General features: G+C 38.1%; 26 protein-coding genes. 13 read left to right on the forward strand and 13 right to left on the reverse strand.

The genetic code is table 11. The annotated features are described in order from the left end of the window. Nucleotides 1–91 precede the first annotated feature (91 nt). From ACYVM0_RS22360 to ACYVM0_RS22380, 5 genes are all read left to right on the forward strand, one after another. Complete coding sequence (locus tag ACYVM0_RS22360; RefSeq protein ID WP_460560835.1) at nucleotides 92–970, forward strand: cell division protein FtsX; 879 nt, start codon at nucleotides 92–94, stop codon at nucleotides 968–970. A gap of 22 nt (nucleotides 971–992) precedes the next feature. After that, nucleotides 993–1,253 carry a DUF3098 domain-containing protein gene (locus tag ACYVM0_RS22365; protein WP_460560837.1) on the forward strand — a complete coding sequence of 87 codons (261 nt, stop codon included), beginning with the start codon at nucleotides 993–995 and terminating at the stop codon, nucleotides 1,251–1,253. A gap of 75 nt (nucleotides 1,254–1,328) precedes the next feature. Beyond that, nucleotides 1,329–2,135, forward strand: coding sequence for an undecaprenyl-diphosphate phosphatase (locus ACYVM0_RS22370; protein ID WP_460560839.1), 807 nt, complete (start codon nucleotides 1,329–1,331; stop codon nucleotides 2,133–2,135). Nucleotides 2,136–2,194: 59 nt separating this feature from the next. Then, complete coding sequence (locus ACYVM0_RS22375; protein ID WP_460560841.1) at nucleotides 2,195–3,481, forward strand: MFS transporter; 1,287 nt, start codon at nucleotides 2,195–2,197, stop codon at nucleotides 3,479–3,481. A gap of 9 nt (nucleotides 3,482–3,490) precedes the next feature. Then, nucleotides 3,491–4,381 carry an MBL fold metallo-hydrolase gene (locus ACYVM0_RS22380; RefSeq protein ID WP_460560843.1) on the forward strand — a complete coding sequence of 297 codons (891 nt, stop codon included), beginning with the start codon at nucleotides 3,491–3,493 and terminating at the stop codon, nucleotides 4,379–4,381. A gap of 87 nt (nucleotides 4,382–4,468) precedes the next feature. Here the strand turns inward: ACYVM0_RS22380 and ACYVM0_RS22385 are convergent, their stop codons facing one another. Then, a complete protein-coding gene (locus tag ACYVM0_RS22385; protein ID WP_460560845.1) occupies nucleotides 4,469–5,266 on the reverse strand; it encodes a DUF3108 domain-containing protein in 798 nt (265 codons plus the stop codon). Next, nucleotides 5,263–6,243: a lysylphosphatidylglycerol synthase domain-containing protein gene (locus ACYVM0_RS22390; RefSeq protein WP_460560847.1), complete on the reverse strand. Its 981-nt coding sequence runs from the start codon at nucleotides 6,241–6,243 to the stop codon at nucleotides 5,263–5,265. Before ACYVM0_RS22390 ends, ACYVM0_RS22385 begins: the two co-directional genes overlap by 4 nt. 43 nt (nucleotides 6,244–6,286) lie before the next feature. Here ACYVM0_RS22390 and ruvC point away from each other — a divergent pair, with 43 nt between their 5' ends. From ruvC to ACYVM0_RS22405, 3 genes are all read left to right on the forward strand, one after another. Next, nucleotides 6,287–6,859, forward strand: a complete 573-nt coding sequence (gene ruvC, locus ACYVM0_RS22395; protein WP_460560849.1) for a crossover junction endodeoxyribonuclease RuvC — start codon at nucleotides 6,287–6,289, stop codon at nucleotides 6,857–6,859. A gap of 170 nt (nucleotides 6,860–7,029) precedes the next feature. Next, nucleotides 7,030–8,301, forward strand: coding sequence for a sensor histidine kinase (locus tag ACYVM0_RS22400; protein WP_460560851.1), 1,272 nt, complete (start codon nucleotides 7,030–7,032; stop codon nucleotides 8,299–8,301). A gap of 9 nt (nucleotides 8,302–8,310) precedes the next feature. Further along, the gene (locus ACYVM0_RS22405; protein ID WP_460560853.1) at nucleotides 8,311–8,997 is read left to right on the forward strand and encodes a response regulator transcription factor; all 687 of its coding nucleotides are present in this window, start codon (nucleotides 8,311–8,313) and stop codon (nucleotides 8,995–8,997) included. 102 nt (nucleotides 8,998–9,099) lie between these two features. Here ACYVM0_RS22405 and ACYVM0_RS22410 read toward each other — a convergent pair whose 3' ends face one another. From ACYVM0_RS22410 to ACYVM0_RS22420, 3 genes are all read right to left on the reverse strand, one after another. After that, nucleotides 9,100–9,489 carry an HIT family protein gene (locus ACYVM0_RS22410; protein WP_460560855.1) on the reverse strand — a complete coding sequence of 130 codons (390 nt, stop codon included), beginning with the start codon at nucleotides 9,487–9,489 and terminating at the stop codon, nucleotides 9,100–9,102. Nucleotides 9,490–9,708: 219 nt separating this feature from the next. Then, nucleotides 9,709–10,182: a transcription elongation factor GreA gene (gene greA, locus ACYVM0_RS22415; RefSeq protein WP_460560857.1), complete on the reverse strand. Its 474-nt coding sequence runs from the start codon at nucleotides 10,180–10,182 to the stop codon at nucleotides 9,709–9,711. An 84-nt stretch (nucleotides 10,183–10,266) separates the two neighbouring features. Then, the gene (locus tag ACYVM0_RS22420; protein WP_460560859.1) at nucleotides 10,267–11,199 is read right to left on the reverse strand and encodes a Rossmann-fold NAD(P)-binding domain-containing protein; all 933 of its coding nucleotides are present in this window, start codon (nucleotides 11,197–11,199) and stop codon (nucleotides 10,267–10,269) included. Between the two features lie 45 nt (nucleotides 11,200–11,244). Between ACYVM0_RS22420 and ACYVM0_RS22425 the strand changes: the two genes are divergently transcribed. After that, nucleotides 11,245–11,754: a hypothetical protein gene (locus ACYVM0_RS22425; RefSeq protein ID WP_460560861.1), complete on the forward strand. Its 510-nt coding sequence runs from the start codon at nucleotides 11,245–11,247 to the stop codon at nucleotides 11,752–11,754. Nucleotides 11,755–11,938: 184 nt separating this feature from the next. Here the strand turns inward: ACYVM0_RS22425 and ACYVM0_RS22430 are convergent, their stop codons facing one another. After that, on the reverse strand, nucleotides 11,939–12,319 hold the full coding sequence (locus tag ACYVM0_RS22430; protein ID WP_430987800.1) for a RidA family protein: 381 nt from the start codon (nucleotides 12,317–12,319) through the stop codon (nucleotides 11,939–11,941). A 69-nt stretch (nucleotides 12,320–12,388) separates the two neighbouring features. Between ACYVM0_RS22430 and ACYVM0_RS22435 the strand changes: the two genes are divergently transcribed. The 4 genes from ACYVM0_RS22435 to ACYVM0_RS22450 all read left to right on the forward strand — a co-directional run bounded on the left by ACYVM0_RS22435 (nucleotide 12,389) and on the right by ACYVM0_RS22450 (nucleotide 15,629). Further along, complete coding sequence (locus ACYVM0_RS22435; RefSeq protein WP_460560864.1) at nucleotides 12,389–13,000, forward strand: 3-hydroxyacyl-CoA dehydrogenase family protein; 612 nt, start codon at nucleotides 12,389–12,391, stop codon at nucleotides 12,998–13,000. Continuing rightward, nucleotides 13,000–13,671 (forward strand): tRNA threonylcarbamoyladenosine biosynthesis protein TsaB, encoded by a 672-nt coding sequence (gene tsaB / locus ACYVM0_RS22440; RefSeq protein WP_460560866.1) that lies wholly within the window; start codon nucleotides 13,000–13,002, stop codon nucleotides 13,669–13,671. Before ACYVM0_RS22435 ends, tsaB begins: the two co-directional genes overlap by 1 nt. 126 nt (nucleotides 13,672–13,797) lie before the next feature. After that, nucleotides 13,798–14,151, forward strand: a complete 354-nt coding sequence (locus ACYVM0_RS22445) for an ArsR/SmtB family transcription factor (RefSeq protein ID WP_430987803.1) — start codon at nucleotides 13,798–13,800, stop codon at nucleotides 14,149–14,151. Nucleotides 14,152–14,225: 74 nt separating this feature from the next. Beyond that, nucleotides 14,226–15,629, forward strand: a complete 1,404-nt coding sequence (locus ACYVM0_RS22450; protein ID WP_460560868.1) for an MBL fold metallo-hydrolase — start codon at nucleotides 14,226–14,228, stop codon at nucleotides 15,627–15,629. On the opposite strand, the gene ACYVM0_RS22455 is transcribed toward ACYVM0_RS22450, so the two are convergent. The 7 genes from ACYVM0_RS22455 to ACYVM0_RS22485 form a co-directional block, all read right to left on the reverse strand. After that, on the reverse strand, nucleotides 15,595–16,530 hold the full coding sequence (locus ACYVM0_RS22455; RefSeq protein ID WP_460560870.1) for a lysophospholipid acyltransferase family protein: 936 nt from the start codon (nucleotides 16,528–16,530) through the stop codon (nucleotides 15,595–15,597). The genes ACYVM0_RS22450 and ACYVM0_RS22455 overlap by 35 nt on opposite strands. A 99-nt stretch (nucleotides 16,531–16,629) precedes the next feature. Next, nucleotides 16,630–17,511: a lysophospholipid acyltransferase family protein gene (locus ACYVM0_RS22460; RefSeq protein ID WP_460560873.1), complete on the reverse strand. Its 882-nt coding sequence runs from the start codon at nucleotides 17,509–17,511 to the stop codon at nucleotides 16,630–16,632. Between the two features lie 50 nt (nucleotides 17,512–17,561). Beyond that, entirely contained in the window at nucleotides 17,562–19,160 is a 1,599-nt protein-coding gene (gene nadB, locus ACYVM0_RS22465) for an L-aspartate oxidase (RefSeq protein WP_460560875.1), read from the reverse strand. A gap of 43 nt (nucleotides 19,161–19,203) precedes the next feature. Beyond that, complete coding sequence (gene ispG, locus ACYVM0_RS22470) at nucleotides 19,204–21,186, reverse strand: (E)-4-hydroxy-3-methylbut-2-enyl-diphosphate synthase (protein WP_460560877.1); 1,983 nt, start codon at nucleotides 21,184–21,186, stop codon at nucleotides 19,204–19,206. A 109-nt stretch (nucleotides 21,187–21,295) separates the two neighbouring features. After that, nucleotides 21,296–22,972: a vWA domain-containing protein gene (locus ACYVM0_RS22475; protein ID WP_460560879.1), complete on the reverse strand. Its 1,677-nt coding sequence runs from the start codon at nucleotides 22,970–22,972 to the stop codon at nucleotides 21,296–21,298. Nucleotides 22,973–23,054: 82 nt separating this feature from the next. Next, the gene (gene blaOXA, locus ACYVM0_RS22480; RefSeq protein WP_460560881.1) at nucleotides 23,055–23,897 is read right to left on the reverse strand and encodes a class D beta-lactamase; all 843 of its coding nucleotides are present in this window, start codon (nucleotides 23,895–23,897) and stop codon (nucleotides 23,055–23,057) included. Nucleotides 23,898–23,921: 24 nt separating this feature from the next. Further along, nucleotides 23,922–24,512 carry a DUF3109 family protein gene (locus tag ACYVM0_RS22485; protein WP_460560883.1) on the reverse strand — a complete coding sequence of 197 codons (591 nt, stop codon included), beginning with the start codon at nucleotides 24,510–24,512 and terminating at the stop codon, nucleotides 23,922–23,924. Nucleotides 24,513–24,558: the final 46 nt, after the last annotated feature.

Below are 24,558 nucleotides of genomic sequence, written 5' to 3' on the forward strand. Positions count from 1 at the left end.
TACCCGCAAATTGAATTAATTTGCGGTCTACTAATCAAGATAGAACACGACGCAAGCGTGTTCCTACACCATTAAATAAATTAAAAACAGTATGGCTCAATTCGGAAAAGCAAGCAGCAAACGTGGTAAACCTACTTATGCTTATGCAATTATAGGTGTATCGCTGGTATTATTTTTATTTGGTATTGTAGGATGGTTTTTCCTAAATCTTCAAAAATCGGGTGATTATCTTAAAGAAAATATACAGGTTCATGCATGGCTTTACCCCGATGCCGGTAAAAAAAGAATTGACAGCCTTACCAGTTATATTACTGCCATACCCTATGCCAGAGATGTAAAATATATCACCAAAGAAATGGCTGCCAAACAATGGAACCAGGAAAATGATACCACCTGGAAAAAATTTTTAGATAACAACCCTTTACCAGAAAGTATTGACTTTTATATAAAGGCCAATTATGTTCAAAAAGACAGCCTGAATATTTTATCCGGTGAATTAATTAATAATTTCCCGGGAGTTGTTAAAGAATTTCAATTTCCTACAGAAACTATTACTAAAGTAAGTAAGTATGTGAAAACCGCTGCAATCATCTTTTTAATAGCTGCAATTATACTAACTATTTTAGTTGTTTTTTCTATCGACAATACCATAAGACTGGCTATGTACAGCAACCGCTTTTTAATCAAAACCATGCAAATGGTTGGAGCCACCCGTTGGTTTATTGCAAAACCGATTAACGCAAGGGCTATTATTAACGGGTTAATTGCTTCGCTAATTGCTATTGCAGCAATATGGAGCACTGTAATACTTGTTGAAAATTTTGCTCCTGATTTTAAAGTTTTACATGACAATAAAAGCCTGATTTTATTATTTTTACTAATTATAGTTTTAGGCATTAGCATTACGCTTTTCAGTACGCACCGCTCGGTAATTAAATACCTGCGGATGAAATTGGATGATTTATATTAATATTGCACTTTAATAATAACTCATGAGCAACGAAAAGAAACAACCGCAGGTAACCAATCAAACCCTGTTTACTAAAGAAAATTATATCTGGATGCTTGTTGGCATTGTGGTAATGGCTATAGGTTTTGTTTTAATGTCGGGTGGCAAAAGCCCCGACCCAAAGGTTTTTAATGATAGTGAAGTGTACAGTCCAAGACGTATTACCGTAGCCCCGATATTAATTATTGCCGGCTTACTGATAGAGATCTTTGCTATTATGAAGAAGCCGAAGACCAATGAATAATGTATCATTTATGATGAATACCATTTTGCGAAGTCTTGCTTCGCATTTTTTATTTTAACTGCTTAAAACAATTACATGGATACTGTACAATCAATTATTATCGCCATTGTAGAAGGGCTTACAGAGTTTTTACCCATATCTTCTACGGCTCACATGAAATTTGTAAACCCTTTACTGGGTGTTTCATCTTCGCCTTTTACAGATATGTTTGAAGTGGTGATTCAATTAGCTGCCATATTAGCTGTAGTGGTTTTATACTGGAAAAAATTCTTTGATTTTAAAAGGATCAGTTTTTATATCAAGCTGATCATTGCGGTGGTACCTGCCTTAATTGCCGGCTTCTTTTTAAAAAAGCATATTGATGCTGCTTTGGGCAATCTCACTTTTATTGCCTGTGTAATGGTGGCCGGTGGTGTGGTATTGTTGTTTATCGACAAAGTATTTAAAAATCCAACTGTTGATTCAGAAGAAAAGGTAAGTAATAAAACCGCCTTTGTTATTGGTTGTGGCCAGGTACTTTCGATTATTTTCCCCGGACTCAGCCGCAGTGCGGCAACTATTATTACGGGTATGAGCCAAAAGCTTACCAGGAGTGCCGCTGCAGAATTTTCTTTTTTCTTAGCCGTACCTACCATGCTGGCAGCCTCTGCAAAAAGTTTTTTAGACACTTATAAAACCAACCCGGAAGTAATTGCAAAAGATAATTTAACCACTTTGCTAATTGGCAGTGTGGTGGCTTTTGTAGTTGCATTACTAGCTATTAAATTTTTTATTGGCTTTTTAAAAAAATATGGTTTCAGGGTTTGGGGATTGTACAGGATTATTGTGGGAATAATAATGCTGGTGCTGATATGGAAAGGTATTATTGTACAGGCTGCCTGATAAAAATATTGTTGCCCTTTACTTTTTAATTGTTAATTTTTCATTCTTAATTAATTAAAATGCAAACTGCTCCTAAAAAAGTTATTAATGGATGGGCCATGTACGATTGGGCCAACAGTGTTTATAATTTAGTAATTACCACTACTTTCTTTCCTGCTTATTATGCCGCAGTAACATCGCTAAAAAATTTTCCTGATGGCATTACTTTTTTAGGTCGCCATTTTGTGAATACCGAATTAAAGGATTATGTATTGGCATTTGGATTTTTAGTAATCGCTCTATTATCGCCCATTCTTTCTTCTATAGCAGATTATAAAGGCAATAAGAAAAATTTCATGCGCTTCTTTTGTTATTTAGGCGCTGCAAGTTGTTCGCTACTCTATTTTTTTAATAAAGACCATGTTACCCTCGGTTTGATGTGCTTTATGTTTGCCGGTATTGGCTTTTATGGCAGCCAGGTTTTTTATAATTCTTACCTGCCCGAAATAGCTGCAGAAAAAGATATGGATAGAATAAGTGCTAAGGGTTATACCATGGGCTATATTGGCAGCGTTTTAATGCAGTTGGTGGGTTTTGCATTGGTAATGACAATGGAAGATAAAGGCCTTGCGTTAACCATTACATTTTTACTGGTAGGCATTTGGTGGGTAGGATTTGCCCAGATAACATTTGCCCGGCTTCCGATAAGCCCCAAAAGCGAAAGACAGGCTAAAAAACATGTTTTGGTAAATGGATTTCACGAATTGAAAATTGTATGGCAGCAGGTAATTAAAATGCCGGTATTAAAAAGATTTTTGTCTGCATTTTTCTTTTATAGTATGGGCGTGCAAACTGTAATGCTGATAGCAATAGATTTTGGTATTAAGGAATTAAAACTTGCAGATGATAAACTGATCATCACCGCTGTAATTATCCAGTTGGTGGCCATTGCAGGTGCTATAGCAATGTCGAAACTTTCAGCTACCTATGGTAATATAAAAGTTTTAATTTTTACTGTGTTATTATGGATCGGTGTTTGTATTGCCGGTTATTTTATCACTACTGAATTACATTTTTATATTTTGGCGTCCCTGGTAGGGCTGGTAATGGGTGGCATACAATCGCTCAGCCGTTCTACCTATTCTAAATTAATGCCTGAAACAAAAGACACAGCATCTTTTTTTAGTTTTTACGATGTAACAGAAAAATTTGCCATCGTAATTGGCTTATTCAGTTTTGGCTTAATTGAAGGCATTACCAATAGTATGCGTAATTCTCTTTTAGCATTGATAGCTTTTTTTGTGTTAGGTTTATTACTGTTACTCGCCACCGCGGCAACACAAAAAAACAAGACCGTTACTTATTAATTTAGCACTATGAAATTATATTCCATCAACTCCGGTTATTTTAAATTAGATGGCGGCGCTATGTTTGGTGTGGTACCTAAAAGTATCTGGAACAAATTAAACCCTGCTGATGACAATAATATGTGCAGCTGGGCATTGCGTTGTTTATTGATTGAAGATGAAGACAGATTAATTCTGGTTGATAATGGCATGGGAGATAAACAGGATGCTAAATTCTTCGGGCATTATTACCTGCATGGCGATGATACGTTAGATAAATCTTTAGCCAAACATGGTTTTACAAAAGATGATATCACTGATGTTTTTTTAACGCATCTGCATTTTGATCATTGCGGAGGAAGTATTGTAAAACAGGGAGACAAACTGGTACCTGCATTTAAAAATGCTACTTACTGGAGTAATAAAAAACACTGGGACTGGGCTACGCATCCCAACGACAGGGAGAAAGCAAGTTTTTTAAAAGAAAATATTTTACCCATTCAGGAAAGCGGGCAATTAAAGTTTTTGAGCGTGCACAGTGAATCGTCAATGGTGAGTGCTTCTCACGCCTCACGTCTTGCCACTCACGACTCATCACTCACCTCCCACTTCTCTTTCTTTACCGTAAACGGTCACACCGATGCTATGATGTTGCCTAAAATAAATTACAATGGGAAAACGATAGTGTATATGGCCGATCTGTTACCATCTGTTGGCCATATTCCTTTGCCTTACGTAATGGGATATGATATGTTTCCGCTGACCACTTTAAATGAGAAGAAAGCTTTTCTTACTGAAGCTTTGGAAAACAATTATATCTTGTTTTTTGAACACGATCCTGTTAATGAATGCTGCAACCTGCAAATGACAGAAAAAGGCATCCGGCAAAAAGATATTTTTAAACTGGAGGATCTGGTTTAGTACAGTAAAATTATTATTTCGCTCAGCTAAAAACAGAATGCTATTCCGTGGTACTAAAAAACGAAATAATAATTCCGTTGTACTCGCTTACTTCACACTGATAAGAGAAGTTAAAGGATATCGTAAATTTCTGTAGCCCATCATATCTACTTTAACGCTGCCTACTGCAATCGGGCTTTCTACCCTTAACAATAAATGATTGGGATCATCGCTTACCCAGGCATTCATTTTTTCACCACCTTCAAAAATGGTTCCTTTGATCAGCAGCGGTTTAAATTTTATAGCATTAAATTTTCCGTAACGGGTTTTAATTTTTTCTTTTCCTAAATAGCGGATGTATAAATGATATACCTCATCATCCAGAAACATATCAAAAGGAATTTTATCATCCACTTTGTATTTACTAAAGTCGATGTTACGGGCATAATACACTGCACTCACCACATCCTGTATGCAATTGGTAACTTTAAATACACCATTGGTACTCACTGCTGTGCCTGCTCCCTGGTTAAACGTTACGTTATTATATTTTTTATACCCGCCTTCATCTACATTGCGGATGAATTTGTACGGCGTTAAATTTGTAGTATCAATATAACTTTCATAGCGGTCTCTTACTTTAAAAAAATTATCGAAGAAGGAATAGGTCTTTCCTTCACCCACACAATGGTATACCGGTTTGCCATTAAATCTTTCCAATGTAGTACTAAAAGTAGCTTCTCCTGCACCAATATAAGCGCCCATGGCACTATAAAAAACTTTCATCGTTACCACTTCATCTGCTTTAAAAGCAGTGTTCCTGATACCGCAAAATTCATCGTAAGGTTTAAAACTCAAACAAATCAAACCTATAATCAGTAAACTATACCTGGTGTAACGTATCATTTTTCTTTTACTATTTTAATGCCTAAAATTAACAAACTGCCGATTATTGCAGGTATCACTAAATTAATTAACCATATCGACAATGCTGCCGTTTCTATTCCCAAAGTATTGGTGCTGTATAATTTCATCAGTTCCATACTTGCTTTTGCCCTTACCGGTAATTCCAGAAATCCTATGGTAGGCGCTACTGCCATCACCAGGTAAAAAACTGTTATCAGCCAAAAACTCAACCCGGCATCTATATTCACCTGCATTACCTGCAACAACAAAACGTACTGCAACACAAAAGTAAGGTACCGCAATAATGATAATGACAGTATCCTAAGCAATTGGCTTGCCGAAAATTCATCCAGCACTTTAATATGCCTTACAATTTTATTAAATGCTGTTAATTTTTCCATTAAGCTTACCAGCCAGCCTAACCTGATATAAAATAAAAAGAGCAATACCGTACCTGTGATACTAAAATAGATCAGTACGTTGCCCCAAAAGTCAGGTAAAACGCTTAAAGCGTTGCGATCGGTATGTGAAAAAAACCTTAAAAAAATCAATCCTGCACATCCCATTATCATTGTAACCAGTAACTGGCTGATGCTGCTTACAATATTCAGCGAAATAGCTTTAATGCGATGCTCTTCTTTTATAAATAAGATCCTGCCACCATATTCACCAATGCGGTTGGGTGTAAGCATAGTGATACTGCAGCCCGACAACACTGATTTAAATGCCCTGATAAACGGGAACTGCTGTACATGCATTACCAGCAATTGCCATTTCCTGGCTTCAATACCCCAGTTCACCAGCATTAATATAATAACCGCAACAAACTTCCGGCTTTGCCAGCTTTGTTGCACCTGCTGCCAGCGCTGCTCCAGGTCGTGTTGTTGCATCAGCTGTTTGTACAAGCTGATACAGAGAACAATTAATAACACCGGCCCTAAAAAATAGTTGACTAATATTTTGATACTTTTGTTCAATACGCAATGTTAGTTCAATTATCAAACCCAAAAAACTTTTAGTGTGCCAAAGACAAAGCCCTCCATCATTTTAGGAATTGACCCCGGCACAATAATTATGGGCTATGGATTAATTAAGGTTGAAGGCAATACCATGACCTTACTGGACATGGGTGTATTACAACCCGGTAAAATAAAAGACACCTATAAAAAACTGCAGCTGATATTTAATACGGTGAGTGGATTGATCACCAAATACCAGCCCGATACTTTTGCTATTGAAGCACCTTTCTTTGGCAAGAATGTACAGAGCATGTTAAAGCTGGGCAGGGCGCAAGGTGTGGCTATTGCTGCTGCCATGCGCCATGGCCTGGAAGTAACAGAATACTCTCCTAAAAAAGTAAAACAATCCGTTACAGGAAATGGCAATGCAGGTAAAGAACAGGTGATGAAAATGCTGCAGCAGATCTTACAATTTAAAGATGACCCAAAACATTTTGATGCCACCGATGCTTTGGCCGTAGCCGTTTGCCATCACTTTCAAAACAGGCTACCGGTAGCTGCAACAACAGGCAAAAAAACAAAGGGATGGGATGCGTTTATAGCGCAGAATCCGGGGAGGGTTAAGAAGGTGTAGATTTTACGGGTTATTTTAGTTTTTGATGGTTAGCGAAGGATTAGGTCATAACAATTCGCAAACAATCAATTAACCCGTAACTAGTAACCCCTAATTCTAAATTCGCAAACGATCTGTTAAGCTCCAACTTATTTAACGGGTAACTTTTTTTAAGCCGTAACTTCGTAAGCATGGTCATTCGTTCAAAAACATTAAGGTTTGTAATTTTAATCAGCACCGTTTTGGTTACGATTATTATTGCCGTACAACTGATCTGGCTACAAAAAGTATATAAGCTGGAGGAAAAACAATTCAACATCAATGTTTCTAAAAGTATCCGCGGCTTGTATGATGATATGGAACTTGTAAATGATGTATCCGATAATGTGCAGAAAGTAGTAGAGAACCCCAAGCCTGACCTGTATTTATTAAGAATTGATTGCAGCCCATACTTAGACAGTCTTTGGCTGAACCTTAAAGCTGAACTTACCGATTTTGATGTGTACACCGATTGCGAAGCTGCGATCTACAGCCACGAAAAAAATGCTTTTACCAATGAACAGTACATCGATTTACCCGATGCCTACCATGCGCCCAAAGAAAGTGCTGCCATACCCGTTTTAAAAAGAGACTATTCTTATGTGGCGTTATTTTTTCCTCATCGCGGAGAATATATTTTAAAGCAGATGTATTTCTGGATGGGGTCCGGAGGTTTATTATTATTGGTATTAATTGCATTTGGTGCCAGTATATTTTACCTGTACAGGCAAAAATTTTTAAATGAAACACAAAAAGATTTTGTCAATAATTTTACGCATGAATTTAAAACTCCTTTAGCCGTTATTAAAATAGCGGCCGAAGTTTTGCAACAACCCAATATTGCTGATAAGCCGGAGAAATTAAAAAATTATGCGGCCATCATTGATGAGCAAACTACTCACCTGCAGGCGCAAACACAACGACTTTTAGAAATTGCTTATACCGACAGCAATAAAGTACCGTTGGAAAAAGAGAAATTTGATATTACTACTTTAATTCAACAGGCCATTACAGACCTGCATCCGCTGATAGAGCAAAAGCATGCCACAATTGAAACTTCATTTTCACCAACCGGCAATATGGTTACTGCAGATAAATATTATATGCTGCTGACTTTTATCAACCTTATTGAAAATGCGATTAAATATTCTACTGATCCGCAAATTGTAATTTCCACCTATACAGAAGGAAAAGATTGCTGCATTGCCATAAAAGACAATGGCATTGGCATCAGCGAAGAAAACCAGAAAAAAATATTCGATCGTTTCTTCAGGGTTACCGACGGTGAACTGCATACCGCAAAAGGTTTTGGGTTAGGCCTTAATTTTGTGAAGAAAGTAATTGATGCACACGGGGGAAAAATAGATGTAAAAAGTATGCCGGGCAATGGCAGTATTTTCACTATAAAAATTGCAACTTCTTAAATTTGTAACATGAGCAAAGCAAAAGTTTTACTGGCTGAAGATGACCTTTCTTTAAGCTTTGTTATTAAAGATGGCCTGCAGGATGCAGGATTTGAAGTGATCCATTGTGCAGACGGGGAAGCTGCGTGGCAAAAATTTCAGAAGACTTCATTTGATATTTGTCTGCTGGATATTAATATGCCGGTAAGAGATGGTTTTTCTTTAGCCAGAAAAATACGGCAGCAAAGTGATGTGATACCGGTGATATTCCTCACTGCCAAAAGTCTGGAAGAAGATAAGATCAAAGGTTTTCAAACCGGTGCTGATGATTATATTACCAAGCCCTTCAGCATGCAGGAGCTCGTTATGCGTATGGATGTTTTTTTACGCCGCACTAAAAAATTAAAATCTGATGCGGTGGAAGAATATAAATTGGGCACGCTGAGATTTGCGTATAACGAACTAAAAATTTACAGCGATTCTACAACCACATCTCTTACCCAACGTGAGGCCGACCTGCTAAAATTTTTTGTAACACATCTTAATAAAATTTTAAAGAGAGAAGAGTTATTGTTGAATGTATGGGGTAAAGATGATTATTTTTTAGGCAGAAGTATGGATGTGTTCATTACCAAACTGCGCAAATATTTAAAACCCGACCCCAACATTGCCTTAGAAACAATACATGGTGTGGGATTCAGATTGCAAATAAATTAGAAGCTGTTACACCGCTTTTTTTCTACTACGGATTACACGGATTAAATACAACTCTAAAAAAATGTATGTAAGCCGTTACAAATTAACCTTTAAGGCTTTACCTTAAAGGTTACTCCATATTTTTTCCTGTACTGCCTTCAGCTCTTCTGCAGTAGTTTTTGTTTTCCCTTTTGTAAAATTCAGGTCGTTGGCCGAATTTATTGGTACCAGGTGTATATGTGCATGAGGTACTTCCAGCCCTACTACGCTTATACCACAACGGTTACAATCGAATGATTTTTCAATGGCATGTGCAATGGGTTTGGCAAATACCAGTATGCCTGCAAGATAATCATCCGGCACATCAAACAGCTTATCTGCTTCTATTTTCGGCACTACCAATACATGGCCTTTTACTAATGGTTCAATATCTAAAAAAGCAAAGAACTTTTCGTTTTCTGCAATTTTATAACAGGGAATGTGTCCGGCTATTATTTTAGAAAAGATGGTCATACAATTTATTTTATTAAAGATACAATAGAAAAATAATAGGGTGGGTCACCTCTTCAAGGTGGCTCACCCGGCTTTTGCAAAGTGAGACAATTTATGGAAGAGGCTCACCCGGTTTTTACAAGATGAGCCACCTTATTGAAGTGACCCACCAGTAAAAACCGGAAAGAAAAAACCCATTCACTCTTCAGTGAATGGGTTATAAAAATGTATATCAGAAAATTAAACCGATATGCCTTCAATTTTAAATTTTAAAGTACCGGCAGGTACCACCACATCCACTACATCACCAATTACTTTTCCTAACAAACCTTTACCAATAGGTGAAGTAACAGAAATTTTACCCAGTTTTAAATCGGCTTCTTTTTCTGAAACGATCTGGTAAGTAACCTGTTTTTTTGTACCCAGGTTGGTTAATGATACTTTAGTAAGAATGCTCACTTTGCTGGTATCGATATTGGTCTCATCCAGTATTCGTGCAGTGGCAATCACCCCTTCCAGGTATTTTATTTTTGCTTCCAGCATCCCCTGTGCTTCTTTTGCAGCATCGTATTCGGCGTTTTCTTTTAAGTCACCTTTTTCACGTGCTTCGGCAATAGCTTTGCTGGCAGCAGGCCTGTCTACACTTTTCATCAAATGAAGTTCTTCCTTCATTTTTTCAAACGTGTCTTTCTTAACATAATTCGTTGCGCTCATAAAAATTCTTTTAGTAAAGAGAAAAAAAATACAACGCCCCAGATTGCCTAAGGCGTTGCATATACTGCAAAAGTAGTGAAATTTTTAAATACCTAATTTTTCCAGTATAACGGCGCTCATTTTGTAAAACGCCTCGTGGCTGTAACCGGCAATATGTGGGGTTATAATTACATTGGGTTGGTGTACAAGGAAATCCAATTGTTCCTGCTGTGTTGCGTTGAGTGTTTTTATTTTCTCATTCTCCAGCACATCTAACGCCGCTGCAGCAATTGTATTTTCCTGCAATGCTGTTATTAAAGCGCTAGTATCTACCACTTTACCTCTTGAAGTATTGATTACCACCGGCTTTTGTTGCAGGGAATTAAAAAAAGCAGCGTTGGCCATATGAAGGGTTTCCTCAGTTAAAGGCAGGTGAAAACTCACCACATCCGCATAACGGGCAATCTGCTCAAGGTTAGCTTCTTTGATATATCCCCCGGCAAAACCAAATTTGTATTTATCGTAAGCCAGCACCGTTACATCAAATGGTGCCAGCAATTTTGCAAAACTGCTGCCGGTATTGCCGTAGCCTATAATGCCCACCGTTTTACCGGTTAATTCAGTGCCACGGTTGGCATCACGTATCCACTCGCCTTTTTTAACCTGCTCAAAACTACTGTTGATCTTATTTAATAAACCCAGCAACATACCCAATGCATGTTCAGCAACTGCATTGCGGTTACCTTCGGGGCTGCTTTCGCATTGTATCCCTTTTGATCGGGCATAAGCCACATCAATTAATTCCATGCCACTGCCCAGCCTGCCAATCCATTTTAATTTACCGGCTTTATCTAAAATATTTTTATCAATAGCTAATCTTGTGGTTACAATTAATCCTTCTGCATTGCTGATAAGAGAACTCAATTCTTCGTAGGTTATCTCAGGAAGATAAAGCACTTTAAATGCTTTCTTTTCTAAAGTATCAATAAGAAATTGATGTACCCTGGCGGTTATAATAACCAGTTTTTCAGTATCCATTCTGCTAAATAGTTTTTATCTTACCTGTAAAAATAAACCTCATTTATGTTTACTAAAATTTCTTTTTTAACCGGCATGTTGTTTTGCAGTATACAATCCTTTGCTCAAATGGCCGACCTGGAAGAAAAAAAACCGGAAACGGTTGATGGCATCGAATATGGTTACTACATAAAAAACGAACAGACAAAAAGTGTTAAAGATGAAGAGTACGGCCGTTTTGAAATAACCTTGTATGCCACCAATAAAACGGGTTGCACAAAATTATATGCCGAAAAAACTTCCCTGCTTTCTTCTGAAGCCTCCAATCTTATTGCAGCATTTAATTGTACTAATGCCAATGGTAAAAGATTAACAGCCAAGAGCGGTTCTGTAAAAGCCAGGGATTTTTACCTCAACGCAAAAGTGCAGGAAAATGGAAAAGAAATTACCAAAACAGTAAAAGCCGGTTACATTTTCCGCAATGGCGAAACCCTTAAAACAAATATTATTGTGTTGGTACCAAAGGGAGAAAGGCCGGTAGTACAATGCACCATAAATAATTTGCCTGAGTTGTAAAGGGCATTTAAATTAAGGAGCTTAAAAGAAATGTTCAACACTCAATGTTCAATAGAAATGCATACAGCAATACCATGACTTTTCAGTTGAGTAGTTGATCCTAAAAAAATACGTTTTCATTGCACATTGAGTGTTGAAGGTTGAACATTTTCCTAGCCTAATGACTTTGCCCTTTATAAATCAACTACCTCGCCGCAATCATACTGATCTCTACATTCACATTTTTAGGCAGTGTTTTTACCGCCACCGTTTCCCTTGCAGGAAAATCGCCACTGAAATATTTGCCGTAAATTTCATTTACCTGTCCAAACAAATTCATGTCGCTTAAAAAGATGGTGGTTTTTACCACATTGCCAAAATCCATTGAGGCCTCAGTTAAAATCGCTTTCAGGTTTTGCATTACCTGGTGAGTCTCCTCGATGATATCGGCCATTGCCAGTTCACCGGTACCGGGTTTTAATGCCACCTGGCCGGATATAAAAAGTAAATTACCTGTTAGTACGGCCTGGTTGTAAGGGCCAATTGGGGCAGGTGCATTGTCGGTATTAATGATTTCTTTTGCCATTGCTGATTTTATTTAGTCGAAATGCAAATATATCTTTTTGTAACCACCTATTTTTGCAAAAAATAATTGATGAAGCTTGTAGCCTTAGCAGATGATGAACAATGGAACGCCCTGGTTGCGAACAACACTGCTGTTGAATGGATAAGAGCAGGAGCAAATTTTTCTTTTGATCAATATACCGATGCCGATGCTTTTTTTATGTTGCAGGAAAATATGGTCTGTGACTTTACTGCAATCGCAGCACCGGTTTTCCTCAACAATGTTATTACTACTTTACTGGAATTGAATGCACCGGCGAATGTACTGCGTATAAATGGCTGGCAAGGTTTTCTGCAACGGCCGGTTTGGGAAATTGCAGGAACAGTTGACGACAACATTAAAACCATTGCCGAAAAGATCAATAAAAAAATAATACCCGTTAAAGACGAACCCGGGCTTGTGGCAGCAAAAATTATTGCCATGATAATTAACGAAGCGTATTTTGCATTGGGTGATGATGTGAGTACCAAAGCCGAAATTGATATTGCTATGAAGCTGGGTACCAATTATCCCTACGGGCCATTTGAATGGACCGAAAAAATTGGTGTCAAAAATATTTTTACACTTTTACAAAAATTAAGTTTGTCAGACAGTCGCTATAAACCAGCGCCTGCATTACTGGCAGCAACACAAAATAACTGATGGGCCTTATACTAAATATTGATACCGCAACAGAAACAGCACAGGTAAATTTTGCCAGGGATGGTATTGTTTTGCAATCACTGCATAATGCATCGCAAAAAGACCATGCCTCATTTGTACATGTTGCTATACAGCAATTACTGCAATCTGCGTCCATAACATTAAATGATGTTGATGCAATTGCTGTAACTGCAGGCCCCGGTTCGTACACAGGATTAAGAGTAGGCATGTCTACCGCAAAAGGTTTATGCTATGCCTTGAACAAACCATTAATTGCCCTTAATACTTTAGAGGTTTTAACTGTTGCTGCTATACAGCAAATCAATGTTGCAACAAGCATTTTGTATTGCCCTATGATAGATGCAAGGCGAATGGAGGTGTTTACAGCACTCTATAATCAAACATTAACATCTGCTTTACATCCTTGCGCCATGGTGCTGAATGAGGATTCTTTTAGTGATCAATTGCAGCAAAATGCAATCGTATTTTTTGGCTCGGGTGCAGCTAAATGGCAGGCCATCTGCAAGCACTCAAACGCTTCATTTGCAGTTATTTCAAACGTCACTAATGCCATAGCGCAGCTGTCAGAAAATCGCTTTCAAAAGCAGGTATTTGCCAACCTTGCCTACGCCGAACCTTTTTACCTTAAAGAGTTCCAGGATAAAATATAAAAGTTTATAATTAACTGTAAAAGGCATTTTTTTAGATAAAATATGTTTTAAATATAGTTGCATAAACAATTATTTGTATATTTGGTCGTTCAAATATTGTTCAAGCATAATTAAAATTTAAGTCTTATGATGGTTGCAACCCAATCAGCGGAGTCGGCTATTTCGACTTCCAAACCCTCGTCCGAGTCTTCTATTCATGTGGATTATCATGCGCTGAAAAAAGCCGCCCTTGTTTTAAGAGCATTAAACCACAAACTTCGCCAGCAATTGCTGAAGTTGATTGAAGAAGAAAAAAAGATTACTGTTACCGAAATTTATGTTCGTTTGCGCCTGGAGCAATCCGTAGCATCACAACACCTGGCTATACTAAGGAAGGCCGGTATTGTTTCTACACAGCGTGATGGTAAATTTATTTACTATGCAGTAAATTTTAAACGGATTGAAGAAATAGATACTTTCGTTAAGCAACTTGTTGGTTAATTTTTTAAGTATCATAAAGCGTCCCGTCAATGACGGGACGCTTTTTATTTTTACCTTTGTGTAAATTACATTTTATGTTTATTAAGCAATTATATACGGGCTGTCTTAGCGAAGCTGCATATTATATTGAAAGCGAGGGAGAAGTGGCTATAATAGATCCATTGAGAGATACAGAAGAGTATATCCTTTTAGCTAAAGAAAGAAATGCCGGCATTAAATATATTTTTGAAACACATTTTCATGCCGATTTTGTAAGCGGGCATTTAGACCTGAGCAAACAAACCGGTGCACCAATTATTTACGGCCCCGGTGCAAAAACCAATTTTAAAATCTACAATAGTAAAGACGGTGAAATATTTAAACTGGGCAAAGTAAGTTTTGAAATTTTACATACCCCAGGCCATACCATTGAAAGCACCTGCTATTTATTAAGAGACGAGAATGATAAACCACATGCCATCTTTACCGGCGATACCTTATTTGTAGGCGATGTAGGCCGGCCCGATTTAAGCAGTGGTGATATGAGCAGTGAAGAGCTGGCGGGTATCATGTACGATACTATTCAAAATAAAATTTTGCCATTGGCTGATGATATCATTGTTTATCCTGCACATGGCGCTGGCAGCAGCTGCGGAAAAAATTTAGGCCCCAATACCTTTAGTACCATTGCCGATGAAAAACAAAACAATTACGCTTTACAACCACAAACCAAAGAGGCATTTATTAAAGCGGTAACAGAAGGATTAACAGAAGCACCCAAATACTTTGCAGTAAATGCAGCAATAAATATGAAAGGTTACGATAGTTTAGATACAGTAAAAGAAAAAGGCCTTACCCCATTAAGCATTGCAGCTTTTAAAAAATTAATGAGTGAAGATGCGTTGGTATTAGATACCCGCCATGCGGATATTTTTACAGAAGGTTTTATACCCGGCAGTATTTTTATTGGCCTGGAAGGCCGCTTTGCAGAATGGGCCGGCAGCTTATTACCTTTTGATAAACCCATGATACTGGTTACTGAACCGGGCATGGAAGAAGATACTGTAATTCGTTTGGCAAGAGTTGGGTTTGATAAAATGCAGGGCTACTTAAAAGGCAGCTTTAGCGCCTGGCAGGCAGCGGGTGAAAAGGTAGACATGATCATCAACATAGAAGCAGATGAACTGGCAATGGATATTCCGCATGATGAGCATTTAGTAGTGGTGGATGTAAGAAGAGAAACTGAATTTGCTGACGGCCATGTAAAAGGTGCACAGAATATTCCTTTAAATGAAATGACGGATATAGCAACAATAGCCAATTTTGAAGACAACCAGAATTTATACATTCATTGCGCCGGTGGTTACAGAAGTGTTATCGCTTCTTCTTTAATCAAACGCCAGGGTGTGCACAACCTTAGAAATGTAATGGGCGGCTGGGGCAAAATAAAAGAAGAGAAAGGTATTACTGTGGAGAAGGATGCCAGTGTGTTGAATTAAGAAACGGGGCAGGTGCTTTCCCGTCTACCCATAAATTTTTATACTCTTCTTTCCATTCAAATTTAAATCTGCGGTGGCTCCATAAATAATTCGCTGGGTCTTCCTGTATCGTTTTTTCTAACACGTCGCGGTATAAACAGGTAAGTTCGCCGGTTGTTGTGCCGGCACTTTGCTCGGTTAGTAATGTAGTGGTAAAATTATAGCAGCCTCTTTTTACTTTTTTAAAACCAACGTATACAACGGCAGCATTATTTAATACAGCACCCTTTTCGGGACCGGTTACAAAGGGTACAGGCCTTCCAAAAAAGTTAAGCCAGTAAGCCCCCATTGGGTTACCGGGGTTTTGATCGGCTGCCAGTGCCAGCATGTATTGCTTTTTAAAAACATCATGCCTTTCGTTCTTAAAATCGCTGGCACTTATTAAAACGGTTCCATAACGGCTACGGATATCGTAAAATATTTTTCCGAAAATTTTATTTTTTATAGGCATGTAAACTCCTACAAAAGGAATTTTTAAATTGATAGCATATAACAAATTGGCATACTCCCAGTTAAACTGGTGGCCTGCCATAATGTTTATGTTGTAGCCTTTATCTATCAGTTCATTGATCAGGTCAAAAGAACCTGTACTTCTTTTTAATAACTGTTTTTTGGAGATAGAAATAAATTTCAGGCTTTCGATAAAGGTATCGGTGAAGTAGGTATAAAATTGTTTGGCGATCGCTTTGCGTTCTGCTTCTGTCTTATCAGGAAAGGCAATTTTTAAATTATTCAATACTACAGCCCGGCGGTACTTAAATACATGGGCCAATAAAAAACTAATGCCATCACTGAGCAAATACAAAATAAAAAAAGGCAGTAAAGAAACTATATACAATAAGGGATAAACAATGTAATACATGTGCGGCGTTTAGGATGCAAGCGGTTTGTAAAATGGTGAAGATAGGGTTTAGTTTTAAGTAAACAAAAGTATTGACCGCTATAACAACCCGGGTATAAATCACCCCAGCACATTGCCATATTCCTGCTGCCATTCAAATTTAAAGCGGCGATGGCTCCACAGGTAATTAGCAGGATCATCGGTAATAGCCTTTTGCAAGGCATCCCTGTACAGGCAGGTAAGCTGGCCACGTTTATCTGTTTGCGAAGCATCTGCGGTAAGCAATACCGATTCAAAATGATAATATCCTCTTTTCACTCTTTTAAAACCCACAAAAACCACAGCAGCTTTTTTTCTGATAGCGCTTTTTTCGGGCCCGATTAAAAATGAAGTAGGCCTGTTGAAGAAGTTTATCCAATAGCCCGATTTAGGTGTTGCCGGGGATTGATCTGCCGCCAACACCAATGCATGCTGACTGTTAAACACATGATGCATCCTGCTGCCAAATTCAGCCGGACTAACGAGTATAGCATTGAACCGGGTCCGGATTTTAAACATTATTTTATTGAACACTTTATTTTTTACCGGCAGGTATACTGTTACAAAGGGCACTTTTAATTCGGACGAATATAAAAGATTGGCATACTCCCAGTTAAACTGGTGGCCGCAAAGCAGGTTGATATTTTTTCCTTCACTCAATAATGTATTGATAACATCATACGTACCGCTCGTTCTTTTCAGCATTTGCTTTTTAGAGATCGATAAAAATTTTACAGTTTCAATAAATGAATCGGCGAAGTACTGATAAAACTGTGCAGCGATTAGTATTCTTTCTGCTTCCGTTTTTTCCGGAAAAGCAATTTTAAGATTATTGAGCACAATGTCCTTCCTGTATTTAATAACATGGTTTAACAGGTATGCAAAGAAATCACTTATGCCATACAGAATGGAAAAAGGCAGCAATGAGATCAGGTACATGAACGGGTAAACTAAATAGTACATTTTAAGTGCAAAGTTTTAAGTACAAAGCAAGCATCCGAAAATTACAGCAGTTATAAAACAATGTTCTGAATCATTTCAGTTTTACCGGGATAGTCAGTATTAAAATGCAAGCCCCTGCTCTCGTGCCTGAACTCTGCACTTTTTACAATTAAAAAAGCTACAGTGATCATATTTCTTAATTCACATAGCTGTGGCGATACAATAGTTTTTTTATAAAGGTCTTCAGTTTCAGCAAATAAAAGGTCCAGACGTTTCATGGCTCTTTGCAAACGTTCATTATTTCTAACAATACCTACATAGTCACTCATCAGTAATTTTAATTCTTTTACGCTCTGCGTAATCAGGATCATTTCTTTAGGTGATGAAGTGCCATCAACTTTCCAATCGGGTAAGCTTTGATTGTACTTTACAGCATTAATATTTTTTACAGCATCAAGATAGGCACGGTGGGCAAATACCATGGCTTCTAAAAGAGAATTGCTTGCTAAACGATTAGCACCATGTAATCCGGTGCTGGCACATTCTCCGGCAGCATATAAATTATTGATCGATGTTCTACCCCACTCATCCGTTTTAATACCGCCGCAACTGTAATGTGCTGCAGGTGCAACAGGAATTAAATGTTTAGTGATATCTATTCCTATACTCAAACATTTTTCGTAAATATTGGGGAAGTGCTCTACAAATTTTTCTTTAGAGAAATGGCGGCAATCTAAAAAAACATTTTCGGTACCAGCCACTTTCATTTCGTTATCTATCGCACGGGCAACAATATCACGTGGTGCCAGGTCTTTCCTTTCATCATAGCGTTCCATAAAAGCCTCGCCGTTATGGTTGCGCAAAATGCCGCCATCACCCCTTACAGCCTCTGTAATTAAAAAACTTTGTCCACGAACACCCGGCTCATACAATGCTGTCGGGTGAAATTGAATGAACTCCATATTTTCAATTCTTCCTTTTGCCCTGTACACCATTGCCACACCATCACCTGTTGCAATTGAAGGATTGGTAGTCGTTCTGTATACCTGTCCGTTACCGCCGGTAGCAAGCAAGGTAATTTTAGAAAGAATTTTCTGAATTTTATTAGTAGCCAGGTTCAGCACATATACACCATAACATTCAATATCCGGAGTAGATTTTGTAATGAGGTAACCAAGGTGATGTTGTGTAATAATATCCAGCACAAAGCAATGACTGATGAGTTCGATGTTCGGTTTTCTTTTTATTGCTTCCAGCAAAGCCCTTTCCATCTCTTTACCTGTTACATCTTTATGATGTAAAATCCTGAATTCACTATGCCCCCCTTCTTTGCCCAGCTTAAAATCGCCATCAGGTTCTTTATCAAATTGTGCTCCCCATCCTATCAATTCCTGGATTCTTTCAACGCCTTCTTTAACCACAATCTCTACAACATGCCGGTTACATAAACCATCGCCTGCAATCAGTGTATCTTCAATATGTTTATCAAAACTATCTTTATTAAAATCCATTACACCGGCAATACCACCTTGCGCATACTTGGTGTTAGTTTCATCACTCTGTGTTTTGGTAAGAATGGTTACTTTCTTATCCGGGCATTCCTGCGCAACCTTTAAAGCATAGGTCAATCCTGCAATGCCGCTGCCAATTACCAAAAAATCTGTTTGCATAATATTTTGTTGTGAGGGTTTATGGTATACCTCCTTCTTATTTTTAAGAAACCGGGGTTACCCATGCTTCGTTCTCTTTTAATAAATTGATCAGTTCATCTACTGCAATTGCACTATCAATATTTCTTTTTACTACTTCTTTGCCTTTGTACAAAGTTATTTTTCCAACGCCGCTGCCTACATATCCAAAATCTGCATCGGCCATTTCGCCGGGACCATTTACTATGCATCCCATAATGGCAATCTTCACCCCTTTTAAATGATTGGTAACAGCACGGATCTTTGCTGTGGTCTCTTGCAGATCAAATAATGTTCTGCCGCAACTCGGGCAACTGATGTATTCCGTTTTAGAAATTCTTGTACGTACAGCCTGCAGAATAGAGAACGAAGTATTGTTAATGAACTGGTGGTTACTTTTTGTTTCTAAATAAGTTCGGCCGGTTACTTTTTGATTCACCAGTTTTGCAGGGTCATTCATCAGCCAGATACCATCGCCCATCCCATCTAAAAATAATGCGCCGCTTTCTGTTGCAAAATGTATCAGCTGTTCATCTATAGATGTATGATGACTTTCGACAGATAAAATTACCGGTGTTTTAATTTGTTGTTCCATCAAAGAGTTTACAAATGCTCTTACTGATTGCATACTGTTTTTTGCAGAAGAATATAAACACAGTACAACAGTGTTATCAGATTTAATTTTTTCAATTAATCCTTCATTTCCCCTGGCTGTATCTACTGCAATACAATTTATTATCGCTGATTTTTCTGCAGTGCCTGTAAATTCTTCTTCCCCGAACACCGGAAAATATTTTTGTTTATCCGCTGCTGTTAACCAGGTTTTGTAATCGCACAACACTTTTAAAGTTCCCGGTAAAGCAAAATTGATAAGTTTATTGGACGTATAAATAAAATCAGCTGCTGCATCCCCGATGCTCCATTTATCCGTTGCTTCATTGTAAGTATACCCAATCGCCTGCAAGTCATGATGAGCAATTGTTTCAGTAAGCATATAATCGGCAATTACAACCGGCACATGCTTTTTGCCAATATTAGATACTTCAGTCGTTTCTCTTCTTTTATATTCAAACGGAGAGTATTGTAATTTATTGATGGCTGGTTCGTTGGTATTGGTTTGTACATTACCCTGGTAACGACTCACTATATCTTTACAAACCGGTATCTCTAATTCAGGATCTTCTGTTAACGATACTCGTATTGTATCTCCAATACCATCTTCCAGTAATGTACCAATACCAATAGCAGATTTAATTCTTCCATCTTCTCCATCACCGGCTTCAGTAACACCCAAATGCAGGGGATAGCATTCGCCAAACTCTTCCATCATGTGAGTGATCAATAAGCGGTATGCCTGTACCATCACCTGAGGATTACTGCTCTTCATACTTAAAATGATCTGGTGGTAATCTTCGCTTCTTGCAATACGCAAAAATTCCATAGCACTTTCCACCATGCCAACAGCTGTATCACCATAGCGGCTCATGATCCTGTCGCTTAAACTGCCATGATTGGTACCAATACGCATAGCAGTACCATGTGCTTTACAAATTAAGACGAGAGGTGTAAAACGCTCCCTTATCCTTTCAATTTCTTCTGCGTATTCTGCATCGGTATATTCGATTTGTTCAAATTTTTTCTTGTCTACATAATTACCTGGGTTTACCCTTACTTTTTCTACAATCGTAGCGGCAATTTCTGCGGCATTGGGTGTAAAGTGAATATCTGCTACCAATGGCGTATTGTATCCCCGCTTTCTTAATTCGTCTTTTATCTGTTGTAAGTTCTCTGCTTCTTTTTTAGAGGGCGCTGTTATACGCACCAATTCCGCCCCGGCTTCAATACAACGTATTGATTGCTCCACCGTAGCCATGGTGTCCATGGTATCAGTAGTGGTCATGGTTTGAATGCGTATAGGGTGATTATTACCCAACAAAAGATTACCCACTTTAACTTCCCTTGTTTTAAGTCGTTTGTAGGATGTGAGTGATTCGGTGTAGAATTGCATGGTACAAAAATAACAATAAAATGGTGGGTTTGTTTATGCATGATCTGAGGTTCTCGCCTGATCATGCGTTTGGGTAATACAAGGTCAGACGGGGCGTCAGACCTTGCTACTACCAGTCTTTCTCCGGCTTATTGGGAGAAGCGGCATTTACTTTCTGTAATTTATCCTGCAGGTTTTTTTCCTGCTGCAATAGCGCTTTTAATTTTTCCTCGGCGTCCTTTTTGGTTATTTTAGGTTGCTGGGGTTGTGGCTGTTTTTTTTCATCCTCTTTCTTCTTCTGGTCTTCCTTTTTCTTTTGATCATCTTTTGGCTTCTTCTGGTCTTTATTATCTTTCTGCTGTTGCTGCTGCTTTATCTGTTGTAAGGCTTTTTGTAAATTCTGCCGGGCATCATCATCCTGGGGATTTAATTTCAACGCCTCTTTATAAGCTGTAACACATTCCGGTAATTTTTTATTATTCTGCAACACTACCCCTTTATTGTAAAGCGCTTTTGACTTTTCTGCTTTATCAGACAAATTGGTGGCAGCATTATCATAAGCACTTACTGCTTCATCCGTTTTACTATTTTTATATAATGCATTGCCTAAATTATATTGCGCTGTGGCGTTAGCCGGAGTTTTGGTGGTTACTTTCTGGTATTGCTCAGCGGCCTTATCAAACTCATTTTTTTTGTACGATTCGTTACCTTTTTTTATAATCGCCTTTTCATTTTGTGCAGATGCTGCTGCAGGCAATAGAAAAAAAGCAACAGGCAATAAAGCAGCCAGTTTTACCGGCAACTTTTTCTTTATTTTGTCATGCACTCTTTCAGAGATGAACATTTCGATAACTAATAGCACAAGAGACAACAATAAAAAATATTGAAAAAAACTTTTGTAATTAATGAGTGAATCTTCAGTAACCGTTCTCTGATCCATATTACTTAATTGTGCATCCAGTTTTGCCACCACTTCATCTGTATTACTGTACAACTGGTAAATTCCATTGCCCTTTTCTGCAATCGTCTTTAATTCCGCTTCATTCAGTTTTGTGATTACAGTATTCCCTTCATTATCTTTTTTAGCTTCATTGGTGGCTGCATCAATAATAGTTGCACCTTCCGGCGAGCCGATACCAATCGTATTAATGATCACCCCTTCGCTGGCAATTTGTGTTGCCACTTTCGCTGCCTCTTCATCATGGTCTTCCCCATCACTGATCAGAATAACTGATTTGTATTTTTTTTCTTTGGTATTAAAAGAACTGTAACACATTTTTAATGCATCGGCAATTACAGTGCCCTGGGTAGGCACAACATCTGGAGTAGCTGAAGAGAGATACATTTTAGCAGCGCCGTGATCTCCTGTAAGCGGCATTTGCAAATAGGCTTTTCCTGCAAAAACAACAATACCGATCCTGTCGTTACTCAGTTTATCAATCAGTTTACCCAATGCCTGTTTGGCCCTGTCTAACCTGGTTGGTTTTACATCCTGTGCCAGCATGCTTTTACTTACATCCAGTGCTATCATTACATCAATACCATTGCGGCTTACTTTTTCTGATCCTTTGGGAGAGCGCAGGTTAGCCAATGCAAAAGCACCCGATGCAAAAGCGGTAACAATCAAAATAAATTTTATAGCAAAGCGTTGCGGAGAATAATTCCTGATCATCTCTTTCACTAATCTTTCATCGCCAATTTTTTTGATGGTTTTCTTTTTCCATTGCAGCACAAGAAAATAGAGCAAAGCCAGAATGGGTATTGCTGCTAAAGCCAGTAAATATTCGTTATGCTGAAATTTTAACATGAGGTGTGCAAATTAGCAAATGTGTGTTTATACAAATTGTTAAATAGTAAATTCATAGTCGGCGCACACCGGCATCATATCCTTATTTCTTTCCCTCAAAAAAACCTAGTTGTTTCAATATCCCTGTGGTAATATTTTTTCGTATAGTACGCATATCAACATTACCCGGGCCTGCTTTTACAAAGGTTACAAAAAAGTATACATGCCTGTTCTCTTCAATCCAACCCACCTGCCAGCCGATATTATTTTTTTGTTCATCAAATCCCCAGCCGGTTTTATAACTCAATTTGTATGCCGTATTATCTTCCTGCAGCATTACTTCCTTTACCTGTTCATGCACACTTTTTCTAAAAGGCAATAATTCAAAGTACAAACGCTTCATTAAACCTAATTGTTCGTCGGGTGAAATTTTCAATGTATTATTCAGCCAGAAAGAATCTACAGGGCCACTTATATTTTTATTGCCATAGCCCACACTATCAATCCAGGCCTGCATGGTATCCTTTCCGATTCTTCTTGCCACTTCCTGGTAATAAGGCACACAGCTTACCTTAAAAGCCTCTGCCATACCCATATCTTTATTCCAGTCCTTTGCTGTATCGCCACCGGGAAATACCCTCACTTTTCCATCCCATTTTATCATCATGGTATCATTGGTAATTACACCTGTTTGCAAACCAATTAAGGAGTTTACGATTTTAAATGTTGAGGCCGGTGTAAAACGCTGTGTATCCAATGCCATATTATACACTGTTATTTTTCCATCCACATTATTCAATAAAGTAAAACAACCATCTACTTTATTATCATCAAAATATTTTTTCAGGCTGTTATCAACTTTTGCTTTGTTAACAGAGCAGGATGTAAATAAAGTTATAAGAATGGCGGCAGAGAAAAGGTTGGTTAACCGGAATAAGTTCTTCATAAAAAGATATGCATTTTAAGCCCTTTAGGGTTTTGGGGTTGTATTTAAATGTTTTGCGGTAGCATCAAGGGCATCATAAAATTCCTGGCCAAATTTGCGTACCAATGATTCTTTTAAAAAAACATATACCGGCACTTTTAATTTTTTACCGAGGCTGCAGGCGGCTTTACAATTATCTTCCCTGGGTTCGTAGTTAACGTAAATATTTTCGCTGCGTTTACTTTCTTTTGTAATTACCGGGAATAAATGGCAGCTGATAGGTTTTTTCCATTGCACTTTTCCATCAAGATAAGCCTGTTCAATACCGCATTTTACAACACCTTGCTTATCCTTAATGCCATATACACATACTTTACTGTTAATAGTTGGCGTAACCCATCCGTATTCCCTGTCGTACACATAGCGTCCCTGGCGTTCAATTTCCTTTTTGCTTTCTTCATTTAAATACGGCAGTACCGCATCAAATACTTCATTGATATTTTCCAGTTCGGCTTTTTCCAGTGGTGCGCCGGCGTCTCCGTCTACGCAGCAGGCACCTTTACATTTACTGAGGTCGCATACAAATTGCTCTTTTACAACCTGGTCACTTACTAATATATTATCTATTGCAATCATGGTGGCAAAGGTAAAACAAAGAGGGTAATAAAATGTAGATAAAGGA

It is taken from the genome of Ferruginibacter profundus, from assembly GCF_054783275.1.

Excerpts from the sequence above, each read along its gene's own strand:
- ACYVM0_RS22430 (WP_430987800.1), bottom strand. The coding sequence starts at position 12,319 with ATGGCAAAAGAAATCATTAATACCGACAATGCACCTGCCCCAATTGGC.
- ACYVM0_RS22435 (WP_460560864.1), top strand. The coding sequence starts at position 12,389 with ATGAAGCTTGTAGCCTTAGCAGATGATGAACAATGGAACGCCCTGGTT.
- blaOXA (WP_460560881.1), bottom strand. The coding sequence starts at position 23,897 with ATGAAGAACTTATTCCGGTTAACCAACCTTTTCTCTGCCGCCATTCTT.
- ACYVM0_RS22385 (WP_460560845.1), bottom strand. The coding sequence starts at position 5,266 with ATGATACGTTACACCAGGTATAGTTTACTGATTATAGGTTTGATTTGT.
- ispG (WP_460560877.1), bottom strand. The coding sequence starts at position 21,186 with ATGCAATTCTACACCGAATCACTCACATCCTACAAACGACTTAAAACA.
- ACYVM0_RS22370 (WP_460560839.1), top strand. The coding sequence starts at position 1,329 with ATGGATACTGTACAATCAATTATTATCGCCATTGTAGAAGGGCTTACA.
- ACYVM0_RS22460 (WP_460560873.1), bottom strand. The coding sequence starts at position 17,511 with ATGTACTATTTAGTTTACCCGTTCATGTACCTGATCTCATTGCTGCCT.
- ACYVM0_RS22425 (WP_460560861.1), top strand. The coding sequence starts at position 11,245 with ATGTTTACTAAAATTTCTTTTTTAACCGGCATGTTGTTTTGCAGTATA.
- ACYVM0_RS22450 (WP_460560868.1), top strand. The coding sequence starts at position 14,226 with ATGTTTATTAAGCAATTATATACGGGCTGTCTTAGCGAAGCTGCATAT.
- ACYVM0_RS22405 (WP_460560853.1), top strand. The coding sequence starts at position 8,311 with ATGAGCAAAGCAAAAGTTTTACTGGCTGAAGATGACCTTTCTTTAAGC.
- ACYVM0_RS22455 (WP_460560870.1), bottom strand. The coding sequence starts at position 16,530 with ATGTATTACATTGTTTATCCCTTATTGTATATAGTTTCTTTACTGCCT.
- nadB (WP_460560875.1), bottom strand. The coding sequence starts at position 19,160 with ATGCAAACAGATTTTTTGGTAATTGGCAGCGGCATTGCAGGATTGACC.
- ACYVM0_RS22380 (WP_460560843.1), top strand. The coding sequence starts at position 3,491 with ATGAAATTATATTCCATCAACTCCGGTTATTTTAAATTAGATGGCGGC.
- ACYVM0_RS22420 (WP_460560859.1), bottom strand. The coding sequence starts at position 11,199 with ATGGATACTGAAAAACTGGTTATTATAACCGCCAGGGTACATCAATTT.
- ACYVM0_RS22400 (WP_460560851.1), top strand. The coding sequence starts at position 7,030 with ATGGTCATTCGTTCAAAAACATTAAGGTTTGTAATTTTAATCAGCACC.
- tsaB (WP_460560866.1), top strand. The coding sequence starts at position 13,000 with ATGGGCCTTATACTAAATATTGATACCGCAACAGAAACAGCACAGGTA.
- ACYVM0_RS22375 (WP_460560841.1), top strand. The coding sequence starts at position 2,195 with ATGCAAACTGCTCCTAAAAAAGTTATTAATGGATGGGCCATGTACGAT.
- ACYVM0_RS22445 (WP_430987803.1), top strand. The coding sequence starts at position 13,798 with ATGATGGTTGCAACCCAATCAGCGGAGTCGGCTATTTCGACTTCCAAA.
- greA (WP_460560857.1), bottom strand. The coding sequence starts at position 10,182 with ATGAGCGCAACGAATTATGTTAAGAAAGACACGTTTGAAAAAATGAAG.
- ACYVM0_RS22485 (WP_460560883.1), bottom strand. The coding sequence starts at position 24,512 with ATGATTGCAATAGATAATATATTAGTAAGTGACCAGGTTGTAAAAGAG.
- ACYVM0_RS22365 (WP_460560837.1), top strand. The coding sequence starts at position 993 with ATGAGCAACGAAAAGAAACAACCGCAGGTAACCAATCAAACCCTGTTT.
- ACYVM0_RS22475 (WP_460560879.1), bottom strand. The coding sequence starts at position 22,972 with ATGTTAAAATTTCAGCATAACGAATATTTACTGGCTTTAGCAGCAATA.
- ACYVM0_RS22360 (WP_460560835.1), top strand. The coding sequence starts at position 92 with ATGGCTCAATTCGGAAAAGCAAGCAGCAAACGTGGTAAACCTACTTAT.
- ACYVM0_RS22410 (WP_460560855.1), bottom strand. The coding sequence starts at position 9,489 with ATGACCATCTTTTCTAAAATAATAGCCGGACACATTCCCTGTTATAAA.